At 42.8% G+C, this 23481-nt stretch carries 20 protein-coding genes; 10 read left to right on the top strand and 10 right to left on the bottom strand.

Translation table 11 applies throughout. The annotated features are described in order from the left end of the window. Positions 1-93 precede the first annotated feature (93 nt). A complete protein-coding gene (locus tag AB5443_RS18505) occupies positions 94-603 on the top strand; it encodes a hypothetical protein (protein ID WP_368114282.1) in 510 nt (169 codons plus the stop codon). Between the two features lie 203 nt (positions 604-806). Then, positions 807-3359: a tetratricopeptide repeat protein gene (locus AB5443_RS18500; protein ID WP_368114283.1), complete on the top strand. Its 2553-nt coding sequence runs from the start codon at positions 807-809 to the stop codon at positions 3357-3359. Positions 3360-3458: 99 nt separating this feature from the next. Here AB5443_RS18500 and AB5443_RS18495 read toward each other — a convergent pair whose 3' ends face one another. From AB5443_RS18495 to AB5443_RS18450, 10 genes are all read right to left on the bottom strand, one after another. Then, positions 3459-3695: a hypothetical protein gene (locus tag AB5443_RS18495; protein ID WP_368114284.1), complete on the bottom strand. Its 237-nt coding sequence runs from the start codon at positions 3693-3695 to the stop codon at positions 3459-3461. After that, positions 3688-4161, bottom strand: coding sequence for a hypothetical protein (locus AB5443_RS18490; protein WP_368114285.1), 474 nt, complete (start codon positions 4159-4161; stop codon positions 3688-3690). The genes AB5443_RS18495 and AB5443_RS18490 overlap by 8 nt, the downstream gene beginning before the upstream one ends. Further along, entirely contained in the window at positions 4145-4672 is a 528-nt protein-coding gene (locus AB5443_RS18485) for a host-nuclease inhibitor Gam family protein (RefSeq protein ID WP_368114286.1), read from the bottom strand. Before AB5443_RS18485 ends, AB5443_RS18490 begins: the two co-directional genes overlap by 17 nt. Positions 4673-4717: 45 nt before the next feature. Beyond that, the gene (locus AB5443_RS18480) at positions 4718-4975 is read right to left on the bottom strand and encodes a hypothetical protein (RefSeq protein WP_291590670.1); all 258 of its coding nucleotides are present in this window, start codon (positions 4973-4975) and stop codon (positions 4718-4720) included. A 79-nt stretch (positions 4976-5054) separates the two neighbouring features. Then, a complete protein-coding gene (locus AB5443_RS18475) occupies positions 5055-5540 on the bottom strand; it encodes a hypothetical protein (RefSeq protein WP_368114287.1) in 486 nt (161 codons plus the stop codon). After that, positions 5537-5785: a hypothetical protein gene (locus AB5443_RS18470; RefSeq protein ID WP_368114288.1), complete on the bottom strand. Its 249-nt coding sequence runs from the start codon at positions 5783-5785 to the stop codon at positions 5537-5539. The genes AB5443_RS18475 and AB5443_RS18470 overlap by 4 nt, the downstream gene beginning before the upstream one ends. 4 nt (positions 5786-5789) lie before the next feature. Then, positions 5790-6743, bottom strand: a complete 954-nt coding sequence (locus tag AB5443_RS18465) for an AAA family ATPase (RefSeq protein ID WP_368114289.1) — start codon at positions 6741-6743, stop codon at positions 5790-5792. Between the two features lie 56 nt (positions 6744-6799). Beyond that, positions 6800-8962, bottom strand: a complete 2163-nt coding sequence (locus tag AB5443_RS18460; protein ID WP_368114290.1) for a hypothetical protein — start codon at positions 8960-8962, stop codon at positions 6800-6802. A 166-nt stretch (positions 8963-9128) separates the two neighbouring features. Next, positions 9129-9368: a hypothetical protein gene (locus AB5443_RS18455; RefSeq protein WP_368114291.1), complete on the bottom strand. Its 240-nt coding sequence runs from the start codon at positions 9366-9368 to the stop codon at positions 9129-9131. Between the two features lie 75 nt (positions 9369-9443). Beyond that, positions 9444-9632: an XRE family transcriptional regulator gene (locus AB5443_RS18450; RefSeq protein WP_368114292.1), complete on the bottom strand. Its 189-nt coding sequence runs from the start codon at positions 9630-9632 to the stop codon at positions 9444-9446. A gap of 111 nt (positions 9633-9743) precedes the next feature. On the opposite strand from AB5443_RS18450, the gene AB5443_RS18445 reads away from it, so the two are divergent. From AB5443_RS18445 to AB5443_RS18410, 8 genes are all read left to right on the top strand, one after another. Next, positions 9744-10583 (top strand): helix-turn-helix transcriptional regulator, encoded by an 840-nt coding sequence (locus tag AB5443_RS18445; protein WP_368114293.1) that lies wholly within the window; start codon positions 9744-9746, stop codon positions 10581-10583. Positions 10584-10602: 19 nt separating this feature from the next. Further along, positions 10603-10836, top strand: a complete 234-nt coding sequence (locus tag AB5443_RS18440) for a hypothetical protein (protein ID WP_368114294.1) — start codon at positions 10603-10605, stop codon at positions 10834-10836. Between the two features lie 661 nt (positions 10837-11497). Continuing rightward, positions 11498-14101 carry a DUF4962 domain-containing protein gene (locus tag AB5443_RS18435; protein ID WP_368114295.1) on the top strand — a complete coding sequence of 868 codons (2604 nt, stop codon included), beginning with the start codon at positions 11498-11500 and terminating at the stop codon, positions 14099-14101. A gap of 24 nt (positions 14102-14125) precedes the next feature. Continuing rightward, complete coding sequence (locus tag AB5443_RS18430) at positions 14126-14866, top strand: DUF3575 domain-containing protein (RefSeq protein ID WP_277135026.1); 741 nt, start codon at positions 14126-14128, stop codon at positions 14864-14866. 39 nt (positions 14867-14905) lie between these two features. Continuing rightward, positions 14906-15916 (top strand): DUF6562 domain-containing protein, encoded by a 1011-nt coding sequence (locus AB5443_RS18425; protein ID WP_044653927.1) that lies wholly within the window; start codon positions 14906-14908, stop codon positions 15914-15916. A 48-nt stretch (positions 15917-15964) separates the two neighbouring features. Beyond that, the gene (locus AB5443_RS18420) at positions 15965-17521 is read left to right on the top strand and encodes a hypothetical protein (RefSeq protein WP_368114296.1); all 1557 of its coding nucleotides are present in this window, start codon (positions 15965-15967) and stop codon (positions 17519-17521) included. Positions 17522-17652: 131 nt separating this feature from the next. After that, positions 17653-20205, top strand: a complete 2553-nt coding sequence (locus tag AB5443_RS18415; RefSeq protein ID WP_277135029.1) for a DUF4962 domain-containing protein — start codon at positions 17653-17655, stop codon at positions 20203-20205. Between the two features lie 46 nt (positions 20206-20251). Then, complete coding sequence (locus AB5443_RS18410; protein ID WP_368114299.1) at positions 20252-23464, top strand: SusC/RagA family TonB-linked outer membrane protein; 3213 nt, start codon at positions 20252-20254, stop codon at positions 23462-23464. Positions 23465-23481: the final 17 nt, after the last annotated feature.

The following is a 23481-nucleotide window of genomic DNA, read 5'->3' as shown; positions in this document are numbered from 1 at the left end:
CTTAACGGGTGGAGGTCGCGCTCGACTCGCAAGCCTAGCACTGCAAATATAGTGACAATATTTTAATAAACAACCATTTAACGCAATAAATTTATGAAAGAGCTATATACTACCATCCAAAATCTATTCTCAACAGAAGCGACCAAAGCCGTATTTAATGAAGCCCACTTGTACCCACCCGAATTCATCGACCTCTACAATGGTCAACCCGAATCCCCTGAAGAGTTCGAATTCACCACCCCGGCCTTATTCCTTGATTATTCAATTAACTGGGAGCGTTCCGGAGAAATGAGACGCGGAGAATTAACCCTCGAAGTCCATGTACTCACCGACCCAACTCCCGAAACGGATAATCTTCCTCCTACCATCGAAGGTATGGAAAGGATTATTTATTACGAAACCATCAGCGATCTTCTCGAAGACCTCGCCACCTCCGAAACAAGCGGGCTGATATTAAAGCAAGAACGTCCCATCACAACGGACTATTTTAATTATCATCTGCTCACTTTCTCCTGTACAATCTCCAAACGCCGCACTGATATTTCACTAACTGGAAAGATTGATAATATCATTGTAATGCAAAAAAAGTATATCATTGATTAATAAACACATTCAAATCAATTAGCGCACATGACGTATATTGTTTTAAAATAATATCAATGTGTAGTAAACGATATATTTTTTTAATAAATTCTATTACTGGGAAAAGGTATTTAGTTCGCAAAGAAAAGTAATATATTTTTGCTTATTTCATAAATTAAGTACATCTTTGTTCATTCGTTATAATTTTATAATTAACAATTAGCATGAACAGGTTTATCTTATTTTTATTACTCTTGGTTCCTACAACACTTTCTGCACAGCAAAAAAAGGTTGGTCAGCAAACATATACTCAAACAGAAATAAATTTGATGTTACAACTTCAACAGAAAGATATTGAAGCATTGAAAAATGAAATAGACTTATATGAAAAGTCTATCGATAATAAGATTCAAGCACAAACCAATATTATTAATGAAAACCATGCGTACCTATCTAATCATGTTGGAATGTTTGGTTGGTGGATGACTTTTATGAGTATCGGCGCTGCTGTTGCTATTGCCCTTATTGGATTCTTTGTTAACTGGAAAATTAAACATAATATGGTTGAAGTAAACAAAGAGCTAAAACTGATACGAAAAATAAAAAAAGAGGTCATGAGCTCTAAAATAGAGATAAATGATAAAAAGAAAAGATTAGACTCTGAATTTAAGGAATTATTTGAAAAGATAAAATGTGAAAAAAATGAACTCGAACCACAACTTATGAATATCCGAAAAATAGTTCAAAGACTAAATAGAAAAGCTACATTATTAGCTGAAGAAATAAATACGATGTCACCAGAGAATCTCTCATATGAGAAGAAAGAAGAAATAAACAATTTGGTTGATGATATTAAAGAAATGAAAGTTGAAAAGGAGCTAACAGTAAACGATTGGTTCCTGAAAGGATATGATGCACAAATGAAAAAACAATTCGAAGATGCTTGTATGTATTATAAAAAAGCAGCAGAACTAGAACCTAATCGGCATACTATATATAACAACTGGGGAAATGCACTAATGTCTATTGCAAAATTAAAATCGAATAAAGTTCTATATGAAGAAGCTTTGAGCAAATATCAAAAGGCCATTGAGTTGAATCCTAGTGATTCAATTGCTTATAATAATTTGGGAAATGTATTATATTGTTTAGCTGAACTAAATTCAGATATAAAACTATATGATGAAGCTTTTGCCAAATACAAGAAATCCATAGATTTGAACCCCAATTCAGCCAGTACATATAATAATTGGGGAAATGCACTATATTGTTTAGCTAAACTAAATTCAGATATTAATATATGTGAGACAGCTCTAACTAAAATCCAGAAGGCCATAGAACTTGCTCACGATGATTCAGAGATTTATTGTAATTGGGGGAATATATTATCAGAATTAGCAAAGCTAAAATCTGATGCCTCCTTATATCAAGAGTCTTTGATAAAATACCAAAAAAGTGTAGAGTTAAAGTCTGACGACTCAAGAGTTTATATTAATTGGGGAAATACATTATTCGATTTAGCAAAACTTAATTCAGATGCTTCTATGTATGAAGAAGCATATAATAAATATCAGAGAGGCATTGAACTAGAACCTAATGATTCCAATATTTATTATAATTTAGGAAATGTATTATCAGAATTAGCAGATTTAAGATCAGATGCCTTGCTATATGAAAAAGCCTGTGACAAATATCAGAAAGCAATAGATTTAAAATCAGATTTTTTTAACTCTTATTATAACTGGGGAGACGCATTATACCGTTTAGCTGAATTAAATTCAGATATCACCCTGTATGAAAAATCTCTAGCTAAATACCAAAAGGTTACAGAACTGGCTCCCGACCTTCCTGACGCATACACTAATGAAGGAATTATATTATTAAAATTAGCAATATTAAAATCAGACGCATCTTTATGTAGAGAATCTTTGATAAAATTTCAAAAATCTATAGAACTAAAACCTGATTCTAATGTTTATGATAATTTAGGAAATGCATTATGCTATTTAGCTAAACAGAATTTGGATATAAACTTATATGAAAAAGCTTGTGTTAAATATCAACAAGCCATAAAATTGAAACCTGATTTCCCAAAAGCCTATAGAAATTGGGGAAATATATTGCTAGAACTAGCTAAATTAAAATCGGATGCCTTTTTATATGAGGATGCTTGCACTAAATATGCAAAAGCGGTAGAGTTCGAACCTGATTTCTATAGTGTTTATTACAAATGGGGGGAAGCTTTGTATGATCTAGCTAAAATAAGATCAGATGCTTCCTTGTATGAAGATGCTTGCATTAAATATGCAAAAGCGGTAGAATTCCAATCCGATTTCTATAGTGCTTACTACAAATGGGGGGAAGCTTTATATAATCTAGCTAAATTAAAATCAGATACCTCTTTGTATGAAGAAGCTTTTTCGAAATTTGAAAAAGTTATTGAACTCACGCCTAATAGTCTAGAAATTTATAATAATTATGCTATGTACCTTTTGGAATATGCCAAATCGACAGACTCTATATTCCAGCATAAAGAACGAATTGAAAACATACTATTAAAAGGGTATAATATAAATCATAATGCATTCTTGTATAGTTTATCTTGTTTATACTCTATATTAAATGAAAAAGCAAAAGCATTAAAAATGCTAGAAGAAGATATTCAATTAAATAATCGATCAAGAGAGTTTATTGAATCGGATATTGATTTTGATAATATAAAATCTGACCCTGATTTTATTGCTCTACTAGACAAATATTCTCCTATTCAAAAATAGTTCTATAGAAGATATACCTAAAGATTTTTATTTGGGTATATCTTCTTATCTACACAGCATAGTGAAGAGTTCAAACTTCTTAAATAATGCATTCTTGTCTTACTGATTTTCTTTTTTATCCGGTATCCATTTAGTAGTCACTACCGCCTTTAATCTTCCACTACCTTCACAAACAGGACAATCCTTTCTTTCGCACTCATTCTGTTTTCCAAGTGTTGGAATCCAGCCATTACCATGACAATACGAACACTCAAATCCATAAAAATTATCCATCTCACAAGGGTGCTCTTTTGGAAAAAGCGGTGGAGTTAGCAATAATGCTTGTTGTTTACTCATAATTCTTTGTTTTTTGTTCTTTTACATATACTGAAACCAAACCATGTCCGGAACGTATCATCAGTAAAGCCCTTTCTCCTTCATCCTCACGAACTTCCACTCTAACAGGAACACGTACTTTTTGTCCTCTTATCGTTTCCGCAATTTCATCCCGCATCTGATTCAAAACTTCAACTTCATTCGTTACCGGAACGTTTAAGCGCGGATTAATATTTGTGATTACCACAAACTTCAGCCACCCCGGCATGTGTTCAAAATGTACATTGCTTTTATAAATGATCTCTTTCACTAGAGTAGGCTCCTTGTATTTCCAACCATTCAGGCGAAAACACTCTTTTCTCGCCTGTTCACGGTCGGATGATTCATATACTTTTGTTCCAGATTGAGTATTTCCACAATATTCCCATTCGTAAACAACCCACTTATGACCTTTGGGCTCGTATGAATATTTAGGCTGATTGTTCATTTTCCTTTTTCGGCTCTACGTAGAACGTTTCATCCTGCACAATCATTACCCCACATTTGGGGAACAGTTCTGCCACCTCTTCTTTATCCCTGTCAGCTAATAGCTTATCTTTCGCAAGTTCTTCGCTAACACGTATATAATCCGGCAAAAACTCCTTCACCATATTGGTCACTGAAGCCCATGTAAATCCTTTCATGTTTTTCAGTTTCGGAGTACCCGTACGGAAGCCAAAAACTCCATGCGCACTCTCATAGCTCTTTCTCTTGCAGAAAAGCTCATCCCTTTTTTCTGTAGCAAATGTTTGTATGATCTCAAAGTTACTATCTTTGATTTCTTGCTGCTTAACCAGATCATCCGCATACTTTTCGCGAATACGTGTCATTTCTATATCCATTTTGCTCTGTATGTTCTGCATTTTTGCATCCGCTTTCGCAAACTCCGCAAATGCCATTTCTGCCTGTTCCGATGTAATACCGGAAACAACTACCTTTTTCACTCTCGTTTTTGCCATAATCTTACTTTTTTAAATGGTTTATAATTATTGATTAAACTGTCATTATTCCTCAAACATTTTTAGTTGCTTGGCATGTGCCTCCTTTTCCATCCTCATTCTTTCTTCCAGTTCTTTCAGTTCTTTCACCGCTGGGATGGCCAGATAATTATAGAACGTTGTACGTCCTATTTTATAGGTCGGATACACATGTGTCTGATAGATGTATTTATCTGTACACCCATGCGCATGATAATTCGTATAAATATCCTGTATGTCTTTCACTCTTAGCAGGAAATTACGTCTGTTATATCCTTTAGCCATAATTTTAGTTCTAGTTAAAAGAGCCATTTCCGGCACTGCCCCGGATAGCTGCTCCGCTTATCGCAGTCATTCATGGCATTTATTTAGGTAGGGTGAGGCTTAAACAACCTTTCTGTATCACCTTTCCTGTCTCTTTCATTGCATCCTCACAGGCCTTTTCCGCTCTTTCTGCCGTTTTCTGTTTCCGGATGAACTCACTATATACTCTTTTCATTTGCGCCTCTGTCATGTCGTTTAAATCGTCTACGTCAGCAGCCCGGCATGCGGTTGCTATTATTTTCTTTAATCGTTCTCTTCTCGTTATCCCGGTATAGAAACCTGCTTTCTCAAAATATCCTGCAATAGCAGCAATCACTCTTTTTCTTAGTTTGTCCATTTTCAGAGCATCCGTTTCGTAGGTAGTGATCTTCTTCATATCATCAATCATTTTCCTGTAGAGACGCGGTGCACGTTCATACAGTTCATTCAAAGATGTTCCTCCCGAATACTGCTCTACAATCTCTTCCTTCGTAGCTCCCGGCATTTTAGCCAAGAGCGCAAAAAACATATCAAATTTCCCATTCATATTCGTATCGTTTTTACAGGTTTGATTTCCTTATGCAATATTGCTTCTTTTATAGTCTCCACGATAGAAGCCGCCAGCCGTGTGTCTCTCAATTCTACCACCGCCCATTCATCCGTCTTTGCCGGATAAATTATAATCTTTCCCGGCCTTTCGTATGAAGTCCATAGCGCAAAGACTGTGCTCAAGCACCATGCAGGCATCCCAATTTGAAATAATTCTTCTGTCTCATATACCACTCTACTCATCCGCCTATTTTTTTCCAGTCTCCACCTTTTTCTTGAACAACATTTTTTGTATGGCAATTTCATTTCTTATTGCACGTACTCCGTTGGTGGTAAGACTTTTTTGTATGATGCCCTCTCTTTTTTCCGTCAATTCCTCCGGGAGATTAGCATCAACTATTGCTTCTATTTCTTTCCGCAATTCCTGTTCAAACACTCCCTTACGGTTATCATAGTTTAACCGGGTGATGCGGTCATTAAATCGGCTCCAAAATTCCGCATAACTGCGTTTGCTCGTTCTTCTTCCTTCTTCCAGTCTCTTTTGTAGATTATCAGCTCCGATAAAGTAGCATCCCAATGCCATTTGATTGCCCAAATTCGCTTTATTATACAATCCCTTCATTAATGATATTACCGCCTCCGCGCAGTCTCCAAATTCATCCAGTATCAACAACGGTTTATACATAAGCAGCAATTCATTTGTCACATCGCGCCACAGATGATCTATTCCTCCAGTCTTAGCCAGACCGAATATCCCCGCCAGATGCTTTACAAAATCGGTTTTGGTAGAATACTCCGAACAGTCCACATAAATCACATTCATATTTTCGCGTTCATATTCTCTTGCCGCATAGCTTTTCCCAATTCCTGCCCGGTCGCACAACACCTGCCATATTCCATACTCCTGACATTTTCTCAAATGAGCCTGCACAGACAAATAGGCTTTCGTGTCTACAGTTTCCCATGTCTGATCTTCCATGCACCTGTAATAACGTGCCAGAGTCAGCCATGATGCATCTTTAATAACCGAGTAATTCCGTTCATTCTCAAACTTGATTTGAGACAACACAGATTTATCAAACTTTATCCCGTGACGTAAAGCAACCCTTCTTGCAAACTCTGCCTGCGACACTCCAAGCCTTCTCAATTCGAGAAATAGATTGAAAACTACTTTGTCTTTAATTTCTTTTGTTAATTCCATTTCTGTATCTATTTAAAATTCAACTATTTAATTTTCATTTAAAGTCCGTTTAAACGCTAACTATTCAGTAACGCCTCCATTTCAATCTCTTCCCGGCTTTTCTCTACAATACCGTTCCGTTTATCCTCAATACAGTTATTTCTTGCATTCTCCACCGATTTAGGTGTATCCCACCAACCGAATCCGTAACCATCTGTCCCCGTAGCTCTGAATCCCGTTTGTTCAGCAATCTCCCGTTGACGTTCCATTTCAGTTTTAGAACTTTCATAGCAGTTTTTCTGCTGTTCAATAAAGTAATGAACTTTGCTCATTTCACCCGGTTTACCTTTCATGTCAGCCACACAAGCCGCAAATTTTTCTTTCTCGTATGCGTCTGCCACTTTCTTTCCGTTTCGGTCGCGTAGTTCAATCCATTCCGGCCTGTCTGCACGTAGGTTCACAAACACTTTAAAGGTATGTCCCAAATGTTCTCTACTGAATTCAAAGTCCATAGCAGAACTTTCATTATCCGGTACAATAAATTTCATCTTCTCACCGCGTATGGATACCTCAATTCCTTTCTGTCTGTATTCATATTCCCCGAATGGGTGTTGCTGATTCTTCAGCTCAACCATAAAGAGGCTCAACTTTTCAAAGTAATTCATCTGTACCCGCCCTTCATGCACCTCCGCATATCGTTCAATCTTCGATTTCCCGACAAATGCTCCATAAGCGTCCCGCCCTTCACCACGACTATTCCAAGCGTCTACACCTGCTTTAAACTCTGCAAGTACCTTCTCTTCTGTTGGCAAACCGTCCGTAAATTCCAAATTCTTAGACAATTCTTTCAACAGTTCCGGATTTGCTGTGCTATTATTGCTTTTTACAGTGATATTACCACCTTTGAAATTCTTAAATTTGCGTAGTTCTCTCTGCTGGAAATGCCCTATTACAAGCTCCACACTTTTCGACCTTCCCGAATAAGGAGTACAAGGGAAATTCACATGAGACATGTTGGCAATCAAAGCCGTCACCGTCGCGGAAATATTAGCGGAGCTATTATCATAATTCATCTGATAAGGCTTATATCCCCATATATCCACCGTGTTTTTCAAAGCCTCCACCACCATGCCGGAACTTTCGCTGAAAGCCACACTATAACCTATTATAGACCCTGTACAGGCGTCCGTAACAAAATAGGCATACAGATCACTCATAACCACCCACTTATCACGTCCTTTATTATCCTTCACCAGCTTTTTATAATATAGCTGCATTGTCGTTCCATCCAAAGACCAAAGCATATCCGGGCGGCTCACCGGAGTACGGTCAATCATCGGTTGTATATCCGCATCCCCCACCAGTTTCCCATGTCTCATATAATACCACACCTTTTTGTGTTTAGGTGTGTTTAAATGCTGTTTAATTGCAGATACCGTCATTTTCGGAAGTCCCAATCCTTCGGCCTGCTCATTGTAAAACAGACCAATATCCTCAAAGCTATACTTCATTTGTTCCGAAGCCAGTTGCATTAATATCGCATGTGTCTGTCCGTTCATTTTTTCGCGGTTCACATTGCCGAAATATCCTCCGATCAGACAATTCAACCCGTCTTTATCATATTCGCGTGCCTTTCTATCCAGCACCCTTTCGTTATTAATAGCTTTTGGAAACTTTACAAACCCCTGTATCTGTTCATTTAAACACTGTTTAAACAGTTCTGTCTGCACTTCCCTCACCGACGTAAACCCATATTGCCGTGCTGTTTTAACGTCCATTCTCCGCCACAATCTTAACCATCCGGCTGCACGTGCAATTCTCTGCACATCGGCAGGAATAAACAACTGCATCGCAGTAAGTCGTGTCAATTCATCCACACTAATCTCAACCATTGTCCGCAAACTTCTTTTCAAGGCAGTCAGTTTTCTATCCAGTTCCTCCGCAGCCTTATTTTCAGCCCATAAATGCGCATCCACATCACCGCAAATAACCTTATTTATCAGAGCCTTGTATTTATCTCCCATCCCGTCAAAGTGTATGAACACTTCACGGCCTTCCTTATGATGTGGCCAGCAATAAACCAATCCTGTCCGGTGTTGGTTAAATGCTTTTTTTAAATATCCTTCTGACACTCCACATTCCACCAATTCAGAAACCGTCACGCATAGCACCTGCTCTCCCGGCATTCCTATTTCCGAGTAACAGTTTGTATCTAATGGTATGTTCCTATACTTTGGCATAAACGATCTGTTTTATATTGTTTCATCTCCGGTCTGACTCCGGAACGCACCGTCTGCACGATTAAATGAAATCTTTCCCTATTCACCCCGAACCGGGAAAGTTTTGCTACATTTATAGCGGATAATAAACTAACACCTAATAATGCTTACAGCTTTTATTCCTCTGCTACTTCTCTGAAAATTGACCCAACCGTTCATCTTCCTTAGCTAGAGCGATCAATTCTTGCGTATATTCTTCGATGCTCTTATAATCTACATCTACACTATAGAGAGGCTTTCCGTCTTTTTGAACGTAAGCGATTCCATTACTAAAGTCTGTTGTCATCATAACACGCCCATGTCTAAATACATGAGTCATTGTCCTTTCCGCAGTGTTATGTGATGTTGTCCATTGATAATTTTCCATAATTCGATATTTTATTATACTTTTACAAGAAAATAGTTATGATAGATTTACTATCGTCAATTGTAATCATGATTATTAATTATTAGTCTCATTACACATTTTCTCAAGTTCGCGAAGAACTTCCATTGCTTTACCGCTATTCCTCTTTGGAATTCTTTCCCCACGGGCTATTTGCCCCACATAAAGTGGACATACACCCACTTTTTCAGCTATCTCCTTATAAGGAGTAGTTCGTTTTTCCTTTAGTTTTTCTGCTAATCTCATCTTATTTTGATTTTAATTATTACTTTTGTTGCAATAACATAATGCAAAGATAGATTAAAATCTCATCATTGCAAATAATAATCTCACCTTTTGAGATAAATATCTATTTTTATGGGTGCAAAGCAAAATTTAAAGCAGTTTTTAAGCAAAAAAGGAATAAGCCCTGCTCAATTCTACAGGGATAGCGGGCTGTCGAATGGTTTTTTAAATCAAGGTGATAATATATCTTCTAACAATTTAGAGATAATAATCTCATTGTATCCAGATTTGAATCTTTTTTGGCTTATTTCCAATAAAGGCGAAATGTTAAATGCTTTAAATGAACTTGATAAAAATGGTAACCCAAATGGTAACCTAAATGGTACCCCATCACATAAAGACGACAATTCTTTGGGTGATAAGGAATATCGAACGGAGTATTCAGATGCTCCCTTATCTCTTGTGGGAGAGAGCGAACAGTCGTCATACGAAACAAAACAAGAAGTGAAGGTTCAAATTAGCAAGGAACAGTTCCACATGCCGGATTTCTTGCAACAGCGTTCTAAAACGTCTGTACCTTTTTACAATCTTCCTGTCAGTGCTGGTATGCTAGGAGTACTTGAATCCGAAGTATTTCCCCAAAATACACCTGATGGTTTTTTAGAGCTTAGTGTCTTTAGTGGATGCGAAGCCGTATTCCCTATTATTGGAGTCAGCATGGAGCCTATTATATCAAGTGGTGACTGGATTGGTATAAAGTCTATAGATAACATTTCTCGAAGTTGGGATTTCATTCAAACAAATGTTATATACCTTATTATAACGCGTGAGGATAGAATGATTAAGTTCATAGATAAAGCTACAGATGAAGATTTTATTGTATGCCGTAGTGCCAACGCCAGCCCCTTCAAGGTCTACAAAGGTGATATACTAAAACTCTATAGGGTAAAAGCCTGTGTCAAGGATTTATAAACCAATAAATTATATCAATATGTACGATTTTAAACTACTAAAACCAATCTCTAGCACCTTACATGTACTAGGAGTGGTCATCGCTGTAATATCTGTTCTAGGTGGAATAGGCTTAATGTCTTCTGGGCCTTACGGTGTATTCTCCGGAATATGTATTGCTCTTGGAGGCTTTGCCTTTGGAATTCTCATTCTCGCAGCAAGTAATCTCATCAATCTGTTACTGCAAATCGAAGAAAATACGCGTAAGCAATAATAATTCAGCCCCATAGAAAAGGTGTTATAAACACTCCGATGTTTAACAACCAGCTAAGATGTCTTTAATCGCTGTTTAATTACCAAAGTTCAATTCCCCCTCGAAAGATTCATATCAGATGATGATGGTTGAACTTTTATACGATTTGATTTTTGCCGATCGTAAAACAAATAATAGACTGAAACTTCGATGTGATGCGGGTTTCAGCCGATTCTATTTCCCGACCTCAAATTTATACTATTTGAAGTGCCCTCTATATTAGTTTTCCGGCCATAAGGAATTAGTCTTTCGCCATGCATGATTTTATTCGTCTGCCTATAGGCAAACTTGCGAATCCCTATAGGCATCTTTTCGTTTGCCTATAGGCGGACGAAAGCTCAACTATAGGCGGACGAATTAAGTTATGCACTACCGGAAGTTATTTTATAGGGCGTAGTTATTACGTTTTCGTATACACACATTTAATGTCAGGTTTATCTTCTTTTTATACCTTTATTCCCTCTGTAGCTGTCTATAACCCCTGTTTTGGACGATTTTTAAGTTGAAATGAACGAAAACAAAGTCGTATTAGACACTATCAGATAAGGAAGAAATGAATTGAAAGTCCCGTTTCGGAGGGTTTACCTACATTTGCCTACAGAAAAACCAATCATTTGATATCATGAAAAAAGTAGTATTGATTTCATTCGTAATCTTATCTGCGACAACACAAATGACATACGCGCAAAAACAGGTGGTCATCAAGTTGACGGAGACAACATTGATGCACGAGATGCGTGCCACCCCTTATCCGCTGGATAAGGCTGTGGTAAATGATCGTGCCGTTTCTTTCCAGTGGCCGCTCCGTTCGGACATGAACTCGCAGGACAGTCCGTTGGACGGATTCGAACACAAAGTAAAGAAGGTAGATAAAACGAAAGTAACCTATCGGTTGCGTTACTCACAGGATGCCGGATTGAAATCAGGCGTCACGGAAGTGAAGACCCGCTGGCCGTTTTATAATCCGGAGAAACCGCTTGCAGCAGGTGTCTGGTACTGGCAGTTCGGCTATGTAGAGGACGGACAGGTAACGTGGGGAAGCGTGCAGCAAGTCACCGTAGAAGAAAAAGAGGGGAAATTCTGTCCACCCTCGCTGAAAACAGTCTTGTCAAAGCTGCCTGCCTCTCATCCGCGTGTATGGATGATGAAGGACGACTGGAAAGACTTCATGAACCGCAATAAGGAAAAGGCGGAGAGACAATGGTATCTGGAACGTGCCGACAAGGTGCTTCAGACACCGATGAAATCGGTAGACGACATCAATACCTCTCAAGTGAAGAACCTGAAAAATGAAATGCAAATCAATTCGTACCTCACCCGTGAAAGCCGCCGTATCATTGATGCGGAAGAAGGAAACACCGAGGCATTGATACGGGCATGGTTACTGACGCAGGACACCAAATATAAGGAGGAAGCTATCAAGCGCGTATTCATCATGGCAGACTGGGATAAGCACCAGAATGTGAAGGGGGACTTCAACGCTTCCACTCTGTTGTCACTCTGCTCCATGGCGTACGACTCTTTCTACGACCAACTGACTGCCCCGCAACGGAAGCAACTGCTTGAAGCCATCAAGGAGAAAGGGGACGATATGTACAAGAACTTCAATAACCGGTTGGAAAACCACATCGCCGACAACCACGTGTGGCAGATGACACTCCGTATCCTCACCATGGCGGCATTCAGCGTTTACGGTGATTTGCCCGAAGCGGATACATGGGTGGACTATTGTTATAACGTCTGGTTGGCGCGTTTCCCCGGACTGAACAAAGACGGCGGCTGGCATAACGGTGATTCCTACTTCACTGTCAACACCCGCACATTGATAGAAGTACCTTATTATTATAGCAAGCTGACCGGATATGATTTCTTCTCCGACCCTTGGTATCAGGGAAATATCATGTACACTATCTTTCAGCAACCACCTTTCTCCAAATCCGGCGGAAACGGAAGTTCGCATCAGAATGTGGGACGCCCCAACAGTATCCGTATCGGATATTTGGATGCACTGGCGCGTCTCACCGGAAACACGTATGCCGCCGACTTCGTGCGCCGTACCTTGAAAGTGGAACCGGAATATATGAAGAAGGCCTTGTTGAGCAAGCCCGGTGACCTTGCATGGTTCCGCCTGCAATGTGAGAAACCTCTGCCGGAAGGCGAGGGGTTGACATCGCTTCCTGCCGGCTATGTGCTTCCCGAAACGGGACTGGCTTCTTTCCAGACTAACTGGGACAGGGTAGGCGGCAATGCCATGTGGAGTTTCCGTTCCAGTCCTTACGGTTCTACTTCTCACGCACTTGCCAATCAGAACGCGTTCAACACATTCTACGGAGGACAACCGTTGTTTTATAGCAGCGGACACCATATCGAATTTACCGATATACACAGTATGCTGTGCCACCGTGCCACACGTGCTCATAACACTATTTTGGTGAACGGCATGGGACAACGCATCGGAACGGAAGGATACGGATGGATTCCCCGTTATTACGTCAGTGAGAAAATCGGCTATGTATTGGGTGACGCTTCCAATGCGTACGGAAAAGTTATCTCACCGCTTTGGCTGACACGTGGCGAGCAGTCCGAAGTGCACTATACCCCCGAGAACGGTTGGGACGAAAATCACGTAAAGACTTTCCGCCGCCACATCGTGAACTTGGGAAAGACGGGACTGATATTTATCTATGATGAACTGGTGGCGGATGAACCTGTCAACTGGAATTATCTCTTGCACACTACAGCCAATCCGATGACTGTCAACAAGTCGGACAACCGATTTGTACATATTCAGGCCACCAACCGCGGGGGAGCGTCAGACGCTTATCTTTTCTCAAGCGGAGCATTGCAGACGGATACCACCAGCCGTTTCTTTTATCCGGCAGAGAACTGGCTGCGTGCCGATAATAAAGGCAATTTCAAGAAATATCCGAATCATTGGCATTTCACCGCCACGTCGGAAAAGTCGCAAGTATATCGCTTTGCCACTATCATCAATACGCACGCGCTGAAATATCCCGCCAAAGACCCCGAGATATTGTCCGATGGACGTATCAAGGTGGGCGGATGGCTTATCAGCGTGAACCTGAAACCGAACGGTGCCCCTTCTTTCTTTATCCGCAGCACTAAGGAGAATGTGAATATCACATACAAAGGAGAAGCTACCATCGTCAGCGAAGACGGATACGAGACGGTCATGAGGGACACATTGCCCGAACTGGAAATCTGATAAAAACATGAAAGATACGGAACTATGAGACATTCCAACTTAAAAATGAGAACTATATGCCTGTTGGCTGCCTTATCGGGCGTAGCTGTCTTGTCTGCACAGACTCCGGCGAAACCCCGTGTGCAGACTTCCGCCGCGCCGGAAGAGACTACGGTCTACAAACCTGACGGGAAGAAACCGGTAACGGTAACCGGCGTACCTTCAAACAAAGGGGAGGGGAAGCAGGACGTTTCCGGCAAAGCCGATAAACGGAAGAAGACGGTCGGTCTGGAAGGCGGACGCTATCTGGCACTGAAGACCAATGTGCTGTATGATGCCTGTGCTTTGTTGAACCTTGCGGTAGAAATGCAGGTGAGTAAAAAGATAACTGTGGAGCTGCCTTTGACTTGCAGTTTATGGGACTTGGGGAGTGAGCACGGTGTACGTACCGTAGCGTTGCAACCGGAAGCCCGTTGGTGGATGGGAAACGAAGCGGGACGGGGACATTTTGTCGGACTGCACGCTCACGTGGCATGGTTTAATGTGAAGTGGAACGATAACCGCTATCAGGACGTAGACCGACCCTTGTTGGGAGCGGGACTAAGTTACGGTTACAAACTGCCCTTGTCCGAACATTGGGGAGCGGAATTTACTTTGGGACTGGGGTATGCCAATATGAAGTATAACACCTATTATAATGTAGACAATGGCGCGCTGTTGGATACCCGTGTCCGTCATTACTGGGGAGTAACCCGTGTGGGAGCGTCACTGGTATACCGCTTCTGACTTTGACAGGAACATACATATAAATAATATGATAACAATATGAGAAAAAGTTTATATATACTGGCACATTGCGCTTTCCTGTTGTTCACCGTTCTTCTGGCGAATGGATGCAGCCTGCATGAAGAACCGGAAATGACCCCTGACGGCGAATGGGGAGTAGACCCGACAGCAGTGACGCTGAACCTCAATCTGACAATGAACCTTAGTTTGGCGGAACGTGCGCCGGTGACGGTCAGCCGTGCGGCGGAAACTAAATATCTGCGACGTTTTATCGTTGAGGCTTACTTGGATAGACAAGTAGTTGCCCGGCAGACGGTGTATGAGGAAGATTTCAATCGTTCCACTTTGCCCGTCAGCATGAAGTTGCATGCCCGCAATTACCGCATTCTGGTATGGGCTGACTACGTGAACTCGGAAACACCTGAACAGGGACTTGTGTATGACGCGGAGAATCTGGCTTTTATTCTTCCTGCGGGAAAATATATAGGGAACAGCCGCTACAAAGATGTATTTGCCGCTTCCACATCGGCAGACCTTACTTCTTACCGCAACCAGTGGGGAGCTGAAACCGGACTTGATGTTGCATTATACCGTCCTGTAGCACGTTATGAACTGATAGCCAAGGATGTGAAGGCGTTTCTTAACAAGCTCGCCACAGGAGGACTGAAAGGCGAGAGCTTTACCGCCCGTGTGAAGTACAGCGATTATCTGCCTACAGGTTATAATCTGATGGATGACGTGCCCAAGAACTCGCTGATGTATATGGAATACAAAGTGGATTTTGAACGTCCCGCGGATGGTACGGAAGAACTGAAACTGGGATTTGACTATGTACTGGTCAGTGCCGGAGAAACCGCTTCCATCCCCGTGGAACTGGAGATACTGAACGAGAAGAATGAAGTACTGGCACGTACCGTATTGCGTATTCCTTGTGAAAGAGGCAAGAATACGACCGTACGCGGCAACTTCCTGACTTCCGACGTGAATGGCGGAATAGGTATCGACCCTGGTTACGATGGTGACTTGGAAGTAGACCTTGGAGAATTATAAAACAGAATGAATTACATAAAGAATTGCTTAACCATAAAAATTACAATCATGAAAAAGAACTTATTTTATTCGCTGATGACTTTGTGTGCGGTGCTTTTTGCATCCTGCGGACAGGAAGAAATTGTTTCGGACAATGGAAATGGAGTTAAAGCGCCTGTTACTATCTCTGTACAGGCTCCTGTAAATAATCCCCTTAGCCGTGCGGGTGTCACTGTACCTGATGGCTATACTATGCAGTGTATCATGCAACTATTGGATACGGATGGCAATACGGTAGGCGCGCAGGATATTAAACCGGTTGCGGACGGCAAGGTGTCTTTCACTATTTCAGTGGATGAGCAGAAAGATGCGGCTAAAGCACTATTCTGGGCTGAATATGTGCCGACAGCGGATGTTGCCAATAAAGTATATAATACTTCTGATTTGAGCGCTGTAGGATATAACAAAGCGTCATTCGATATGACTGATGCCGCGTTGATGGCAGCTTGTGACGCTTTCTGCGGAAAGTTGGAAACTATCGGCAATGCCAGTGTGACATTGCAACGTCCGTTTGCTAATATTAGCGTACAGCCGAAGAATCCGGCACAGGCAGTAGGTGCTACCAATTTGGAAGTGAAATACGATGCTTTGAGCGGATATGATATTTTGGAAGGAAAATGTACTGCCACTGCTCCTGTGACTTATACGAATGCTAGTTTCAATCCGGCAGATGGGGCTTGGTTCTCTAACTTCTTCTTTGCTCCTGCGGACGTGACGAAATTCGGGGGAGAGGTTAGTATGGCATTGACTGGCGGATATGAAAGAACGATAACAATACGTGCTGACGCATTGCCTTTGGATGTTAATATGCAGATTATGGCGAAGTTTGAGATTGGTGATGGTAACTTTGAGGTTGATGTAGAAGTAGACCCTGATTACGAGGCTTTGGAAATGAAAGTTGGCAGTTATATCAATGCGGAAGGTAAAGTGGTACGTGACGCGGCAGATGCTGTCGGTATCGTTTTTGCGATGGAAGCTATCGGTAGTGATGTTCCGGCTAATTATCCTGTGGAACTTCAAGGGAAAGAAATTGCCGGATATGCGGTAGCGATTGAGAATGTAGCGACTGGTCGCCAGTCTCTTAATCCTGACGGCACATTGACAACTCTAGTTGAAACAGCAGCAAGTATGACTAATGGAACACAGACTACGGAGACATTGTTAACAAGTATCGGAGAAGTTGCATTTAAGACAGCCTATGATAAATGGGTGACAGAGCATACTCTTGGTAGTGAAAATCTAAGTACATGGTATATTCCTACATTAGTACAACTGAGTGCATTTATGAATACATTGTTTAAAATGGGAGAAACTCCGGCTACAGGTAGTGATGAATTTAGAAACTTGCCTGAATTTGAATTTGTTAACGGTAAGATGTTTGATAGGAATCCTATTAATACAGTAAATTATGCTTCAAGTACTATAAATGATAAAAAGAATATTTCGGGTGTGCGTATCAATGTTGCCAATAGTGCTGTGACTGATGCACAGGCAGCGGGTATTAACGTTAGTACATCTCCCAATCAGCAAGCTCTTTGCCGCCCGATGATTACCATCTTCAAATAATCTTTGAACACTCGACCTTATTCAATAGGAGATTTAAGAAAGTGGGATACCCCCATTCCACTTTCTTACTCTCTTCTTCATTGAAACTTTTGAAAATAGCCCCTAATCTTATACCTAGAAACGAAGATAATATGCACACCAAATTTCGCCTATCGGTTTACCTTTTGTTCGTTGTACAGTTGTTCATCGGTTGTTCATCCGACCCGCTGCCCGAACCGGACGTAACGCTGCCCGAAACACCCGCCGGAGTTCCCGATGCTTATCAGGATAAGATACGGACACAACCCTATCCTAAAGCAGATAATGAACTATATCTGAATCCTGCTCCTCTTATTGTTCCCCAAGCAATGAAAACAGGCGAAAGACTGCAATTCTCCCTCTCACGCACCGAAGATTTCAGCAGCCCCGAAACAGTGGTTACCGAACCGCAGGAATGGTGTATGTATAATCTCCATCGCCGACTGGATACCGGCACATGGTTCTGGCGCTTCCGTTCTACGAATGCCAATGGAAATATGCCCGGTGAATGGAGTACAACTTATCAATTTGAAGTGAAAAACGATGCACCGGAATTTGTAACACCTGCTTTTAAAGCATTCTTGGAAAACGCTCCCCGTCTGCATCCCCGTCTTTACTGTTTCCTTGACGACCGTATCGAAGAAGCCCGTAGCCGTGTAACTTCACATCAGGAATACAAAGAACTGCAAAGCCGTGCTTCTCAGGCTTTGAACACCGACTATACGACAATGGCTGATATATACAGCCGTGCCGAAGAACTCCGGCAACACGCCACCTATCTCTATCAGGCTTATCACCTGACTCAAAAAGAAATTTATGCGGAAAAGTTGCGTCAGCTTCTCGAAGCCTTGGTCACTGCTCCACCTACTGACAAACAGCTTTTTGCGTCCAACTTTACCGCTACTAACATCGCATGGTGTCTCGTCGCAGTTTATGACTTGCTTTATGACAACCTGTCTGCTTCCGACCGCACCGCTGCCGAAGAACAGATGATGCGTGTAGCCCGCTATTATTATAAGGTAAATTGTGGTTATCAGGAAAACCACCTCTTTGACAATCATTTTTGGCAGCAGAATATGCGAATCCTCTTCCAAGTGGCTTTGTCGCTCTATGACAAACCAACCTGTTCTTCCGAAGTACTGCCGATGATGGAATATTATTATGAACTGTGGACAGCCCGTGCACCTGCTTCGGGTTTCAATCGTGACGGCATTTGGCATAACGGTACGGGATACTTTAGTGCCAATATCTTGACTTTGGCATATATGCCGGCTTTGTTCTCCTATATTGCCCGTCAGGACTTTTTGCAGCATCCGTGGTATCGGAACGCGGGACGTTCAATGGTCTATACCTGTCCGCCGAACTCGAAAACCAACGGCTTTGGTGACAACAGCGAAAAAGGAACCGAGCCCAATCGCCTGATTGCCGCTTTTGCCGATTTCCTGGCGTGCGAAACGGGTGATTCTTATGCCGGTTGGTATGCCGGAGAATGTAGTGAGTTAGTGCGTAAGGACTATGAATTACGCTTGTACCGTATGTGCACCGACCGGAATTACGATACGTCTTTCCCTTCGGATGCGGCTAAAATGGTGTGGTATAAAGACGCGGGGGAAGTAGCTATGCACAGTTGCCCGGATGATAGGGAAAAAGACCTTGCACTCTCGTTCCGTTCCAGTACATTCGGTTCGGGCAGCCACACTACCGCCAGTCAGAATGCTTTTAACTTATTATATAAAGGTGTTGATGTCTATCGTAGCACGGGCTATTATCAGAATTTCAGTGACGCGCATAACCTGATGTCTTATCGCCATACCCGTGCGCACAATACATTGTTGGTGAACGGCATCGGGCAGCCTTATTCCACCGAAGGCTATGGCAGCGTGATGCGTGCCATGAGCGGACAACATATCAGTTACTGTCTGGGCGATGCTTCGCATGCTTACAAGGGTATCAGTAATGACCCGATGTGGATAGATTATTTCAAACAGGCAGGTATCACGCAAACGCCCGAAAATGGTTTCGGTGCTACACCATTGACTAAATATCGCCGCCACATACTGATGCTTCATCCTGCTACGGTGCTGATATATGACGAGTTGGAAGCTTCGGAAGCTGTCCGTTGGGAATGGCTGTTGCATAGTCCTACGAAGTTCGGAATCGACGCAACGAAAAACATGTTGGCTACGAATAATAACACCAAAGATTTTGTGGCTGTGACCCGACTGTTCGCAGGGCACGTCTTTGCTCTGTCACAGACGGATAAGTTCGTTGTACCGCCCGCTGTCACCGGAGCGGAATATTCCAACCAGTGGCATCTGACTGCGCGGGTGGATGGCAGTTCCGCTACCCGTTTTCTGGCTGTCATTCAGGTAGGTGATACGCAAGAATCCGTTTCTGCCGTCCGCCGTGACGGTGATACATTCAGTGTGGGAGACTGGACGGTTGAGGCTGTTCTCGATGCTTCCAGAACTCCGAAACTTACGGTGACCCATCGCACGGAACCGGTCGTATTCAGTTATGGAACGGATAATCCCGTATTGAACGGTGCGTCTTATCCCCGTCAATCCGCCGGCTCTTCATTGCTTTATGACGCGATGGACGGGACTTGGCAAGTGGCGGAAATGACCGACCGGACACCGGTGTCTACCCGTGCAATCAGCCGGTAACAAAACAATTGAAATATAAGTGAATATAAATAACGAATAGAATATCATGAAAAGTAAGATTATTAGTATTTTATTTCTGTTTGTCGGTATATCCGGCATTCACGCCCAAAGTCTGACCGTCACCGGAAAGGTGGTGGACAACGAAGGACTGGAAGTGATTGGGGGAAATGTAACTGTGAAAGGCAAAGCGAACACAGGTACTATCACCGACATTAACGGTAAATATACCATTACCGTCAGCGACCCGTCCAAAGATGTACTGGTCTTTTCCTTTATCGGTCTGGAAAATATGGAAGTTCCTGTGAAAGGAAGGAAGCAGATTGACGTGACTATGAAAGCGGCATCCGTACTGCTGGACGAAGTGGTGGCTATCGGCTATGCCACGGTGAAGCGTAAAGACCTGACCGGTTCTGTCGCTTCCGTCAGAAGTGATGATTTGCTCAAAGTTCCTTCGTCCGACGTCACCCAAGCTCTTGCGGGACGTATGGCGGGTGTGCAGATTATACAGACGGACGGACAACCCGGTGCTGCCATGTCAGTACGTGTGCGTGGCGGTATATCCATTACGCAGAGCAACGAACCGCTTTACATTATCGACGGATTCCCGACGGAAGACGGGATGTCCAGTCTCGACCCTGCCGATATTGAAAGCATTGATGTGTTGAAAGACGCTTCGGCTACCGCTATCTACGGTGCCCGTGGAGCGAACGGGGTAGTGGTAATCACTACCAAAAGCGGTGCGAAAAGCGAAGGAAAGGCTACTTTGACTTTCGACTCTTATGTAGGTGTACGTACACTAGCCAAACGCCTGAATGTGCTGAGTGTGGAAGAATTCGTACTGGCGGATTATGAAAGGACATTAGGCGACGCCACAGACCCCGGAGAGAGTATGCGGGCATGGCAGAACCGTTACGGCGGCTTTGTCGATTTACATGAGAATTACGGCAACCGTGAAGGTATCGACTGGCTCGACCGCACTATGGGACGTACTACCGTCACGCAGAACTACCGCGTAGGCGTGAATGGTGGCAATGACAAACTGAATTATAATATGTCTTACGGCTACTTCAAAGACGAAGGAGCTATGGTATATAGCGGAAGCGACAAACACAATATCTCGCTTAGTGTAAAGAGCGAAGTGAACAAGCGCCTTTCCGTCACAGGACGTATCAACTTCGATTATCTGAAAGTGTATGGCGCGGGTGTTGCCGGAAACGGTACGAACGAAGGCGGTAGCAATGTGGACGCGAAGTTCAACAAGATAGTGCAGATTCTGCAATACCGCCCTACAATCGGTATCCGTGGAAGTGACGCCGAGTTGTTGGCGGGTGAAGACCCTGTATTGAGTGATTCGGAAGGCAACGTGATGCAGAATCCGTTGATAGCCGCTGCCGAAGAAAAAGACAATAAAGAAACACGTACGTTGCAAGCCAACGGCGGACTGACTTTCAAGATTATGAAAGGACTGACCTTCCGTAATAATACGGGTATGCGTTATCAACTTTACCGCCGGGAGCTTTTCTATGGCGACCAGTCTATCATGGGAAGGCGCAACGGTATCTACGGCTCTATCAGAAATACGGAAACCGGAAGTTTCCAGACCTCTAACGTACTGACTTACGACAAACGTTTTCAGAAGAAGCATAAGGTAGTCGTGCAACTGGGACAGGAATTTGTGAAACGTTGGACACGTGTGCTTGAATCCGGTGTCAGCGGATTGCCTACTGACGAATTTATTTTGGGAGATATGAGCCTTGGTACTCCGTCCGTTGCTTCGTCCGATGAAAATTATGACGACAACCTGCTTTCTTTCTTCGCCCGTCTCAACTACGACTTCACCGACAAATATCTGTTCTCCGCCACATTCCGCGCGGACGGCTCTTCCAAATTCGGCAAGAACAACAAATGGGGGTATTTCCCCGCCGTATCGGCAGCCTGGCGTGTGAGCGAAGAAAATTTCATAAAGAGCCTGAACCTCTTTTCCGGCCTGAAATTCCGTATCGGATACGGTTTGGCCGGTAACAACCGTATAGGTAGTTATAACAGTCTTGCCCTGATGTCTTCTATTGTCACCGCCACGGGGGATAATCTCACTTCCGGTTACGCTTCCAAACAGATTCCGAATCCCGACCTGAAATGGGAGGCGAACAAGACATTTAATATGGGAGTGGACTTGGGTTTCCTGAACCAGCGTATCACCGTTTCGCCCGAATTTTATATTAACAGAAGCAGTAATCTGCTGCTGAATGCCCAATTACCTTATTCTTCGGGCTATCAGACCATGTTGATTAACGCGGGTGAAACGAAGAACGTGGGTGTGGAACTGACTGTGAATACAGTGAATTTCTCTACAAAGAAATTCAGTTGGAATACTACGTTGACATTGTCGCACAACAAAAATTCCGTGAGGGCGCTGACCGGTGAAGCGGTACAACTTTATGAAGCCAAGTTCGGCTTTAATCAGAACACGCACCGTATTGCTGTCGGAGAACCGTTGGGACAATTCTACGGTTACATCACCGACGGTTTGTATCAGGTGGATGATTTCAACTATGACGCTTCCACCCAAACTTACACGCTGAAAGACGGTGTGCCTTATCATGGTGATAAAGGCAGGATTCGTCCGGGAATGTGGAAGTTCAAGAATCTGACCGGCGACGATAATATCATCGACGAAAATGATAAAACGGTCATCGGCAACGCCCAACCGAAATTCTATGGCGGTCTGAACAACTCTTTCACCTACAAAGGTTTTGATTTGAGCATATTCCTTACTTTCAGCTATGGCAACGAAGTGCTGAACGCTACCAAACTGACCACCAGTAAAATGGGCAGCCAGAACTATAATGCATTGGACGTGATGAACAGCTCCAACCGTTGGATGACAATCAACTCCGCCGGACAGACTGTGACCGACCCCGCGGAACTGGCAGCCTTGAATGCCGGTAAAACGGTGGCCGCCTACCATGATGCACAGCAAGGTGACAATTATATCCACTCTTGGGCGGTAGAGGACGCTTCCTATCTGAAACTAAGCAATGTGACCTTGGGATATACATTCCCGAAACATCTGATTGCGAGAGTCGGATTGAAGAACCTGCGTCTGTATGCTACTGGCAACAATCTGCTGACATGGACAAAATATACCGGGTTCGACCCGGAAGTATCCACCATGAAAAGCGGCTTGACACCGGGTGTCGATTTCGGGGCATATCCGCTCAGCCGTTCCTTTATTTTCGGTCTTAACGTAGCTTTCTAATTCATTAAATATATAGC

The sequence above is a fragment of the Bacteroides sp. RTP21281st1_H5_RTP21281_210402 genome (assembly GCF_040918965.1).
In the GTDB taxonomy this organism is placed as follows: Bacteria; Bacteroidota; Bacteroidia; order Bacteroidales; family Bacteroidaceae; genus Bacteroides; species Bacteroides congonensis.
Note: the sequence above shows the minus strand (reverse complement) of the source record. Positions and strands in the feature narration are given on the sequence as shown.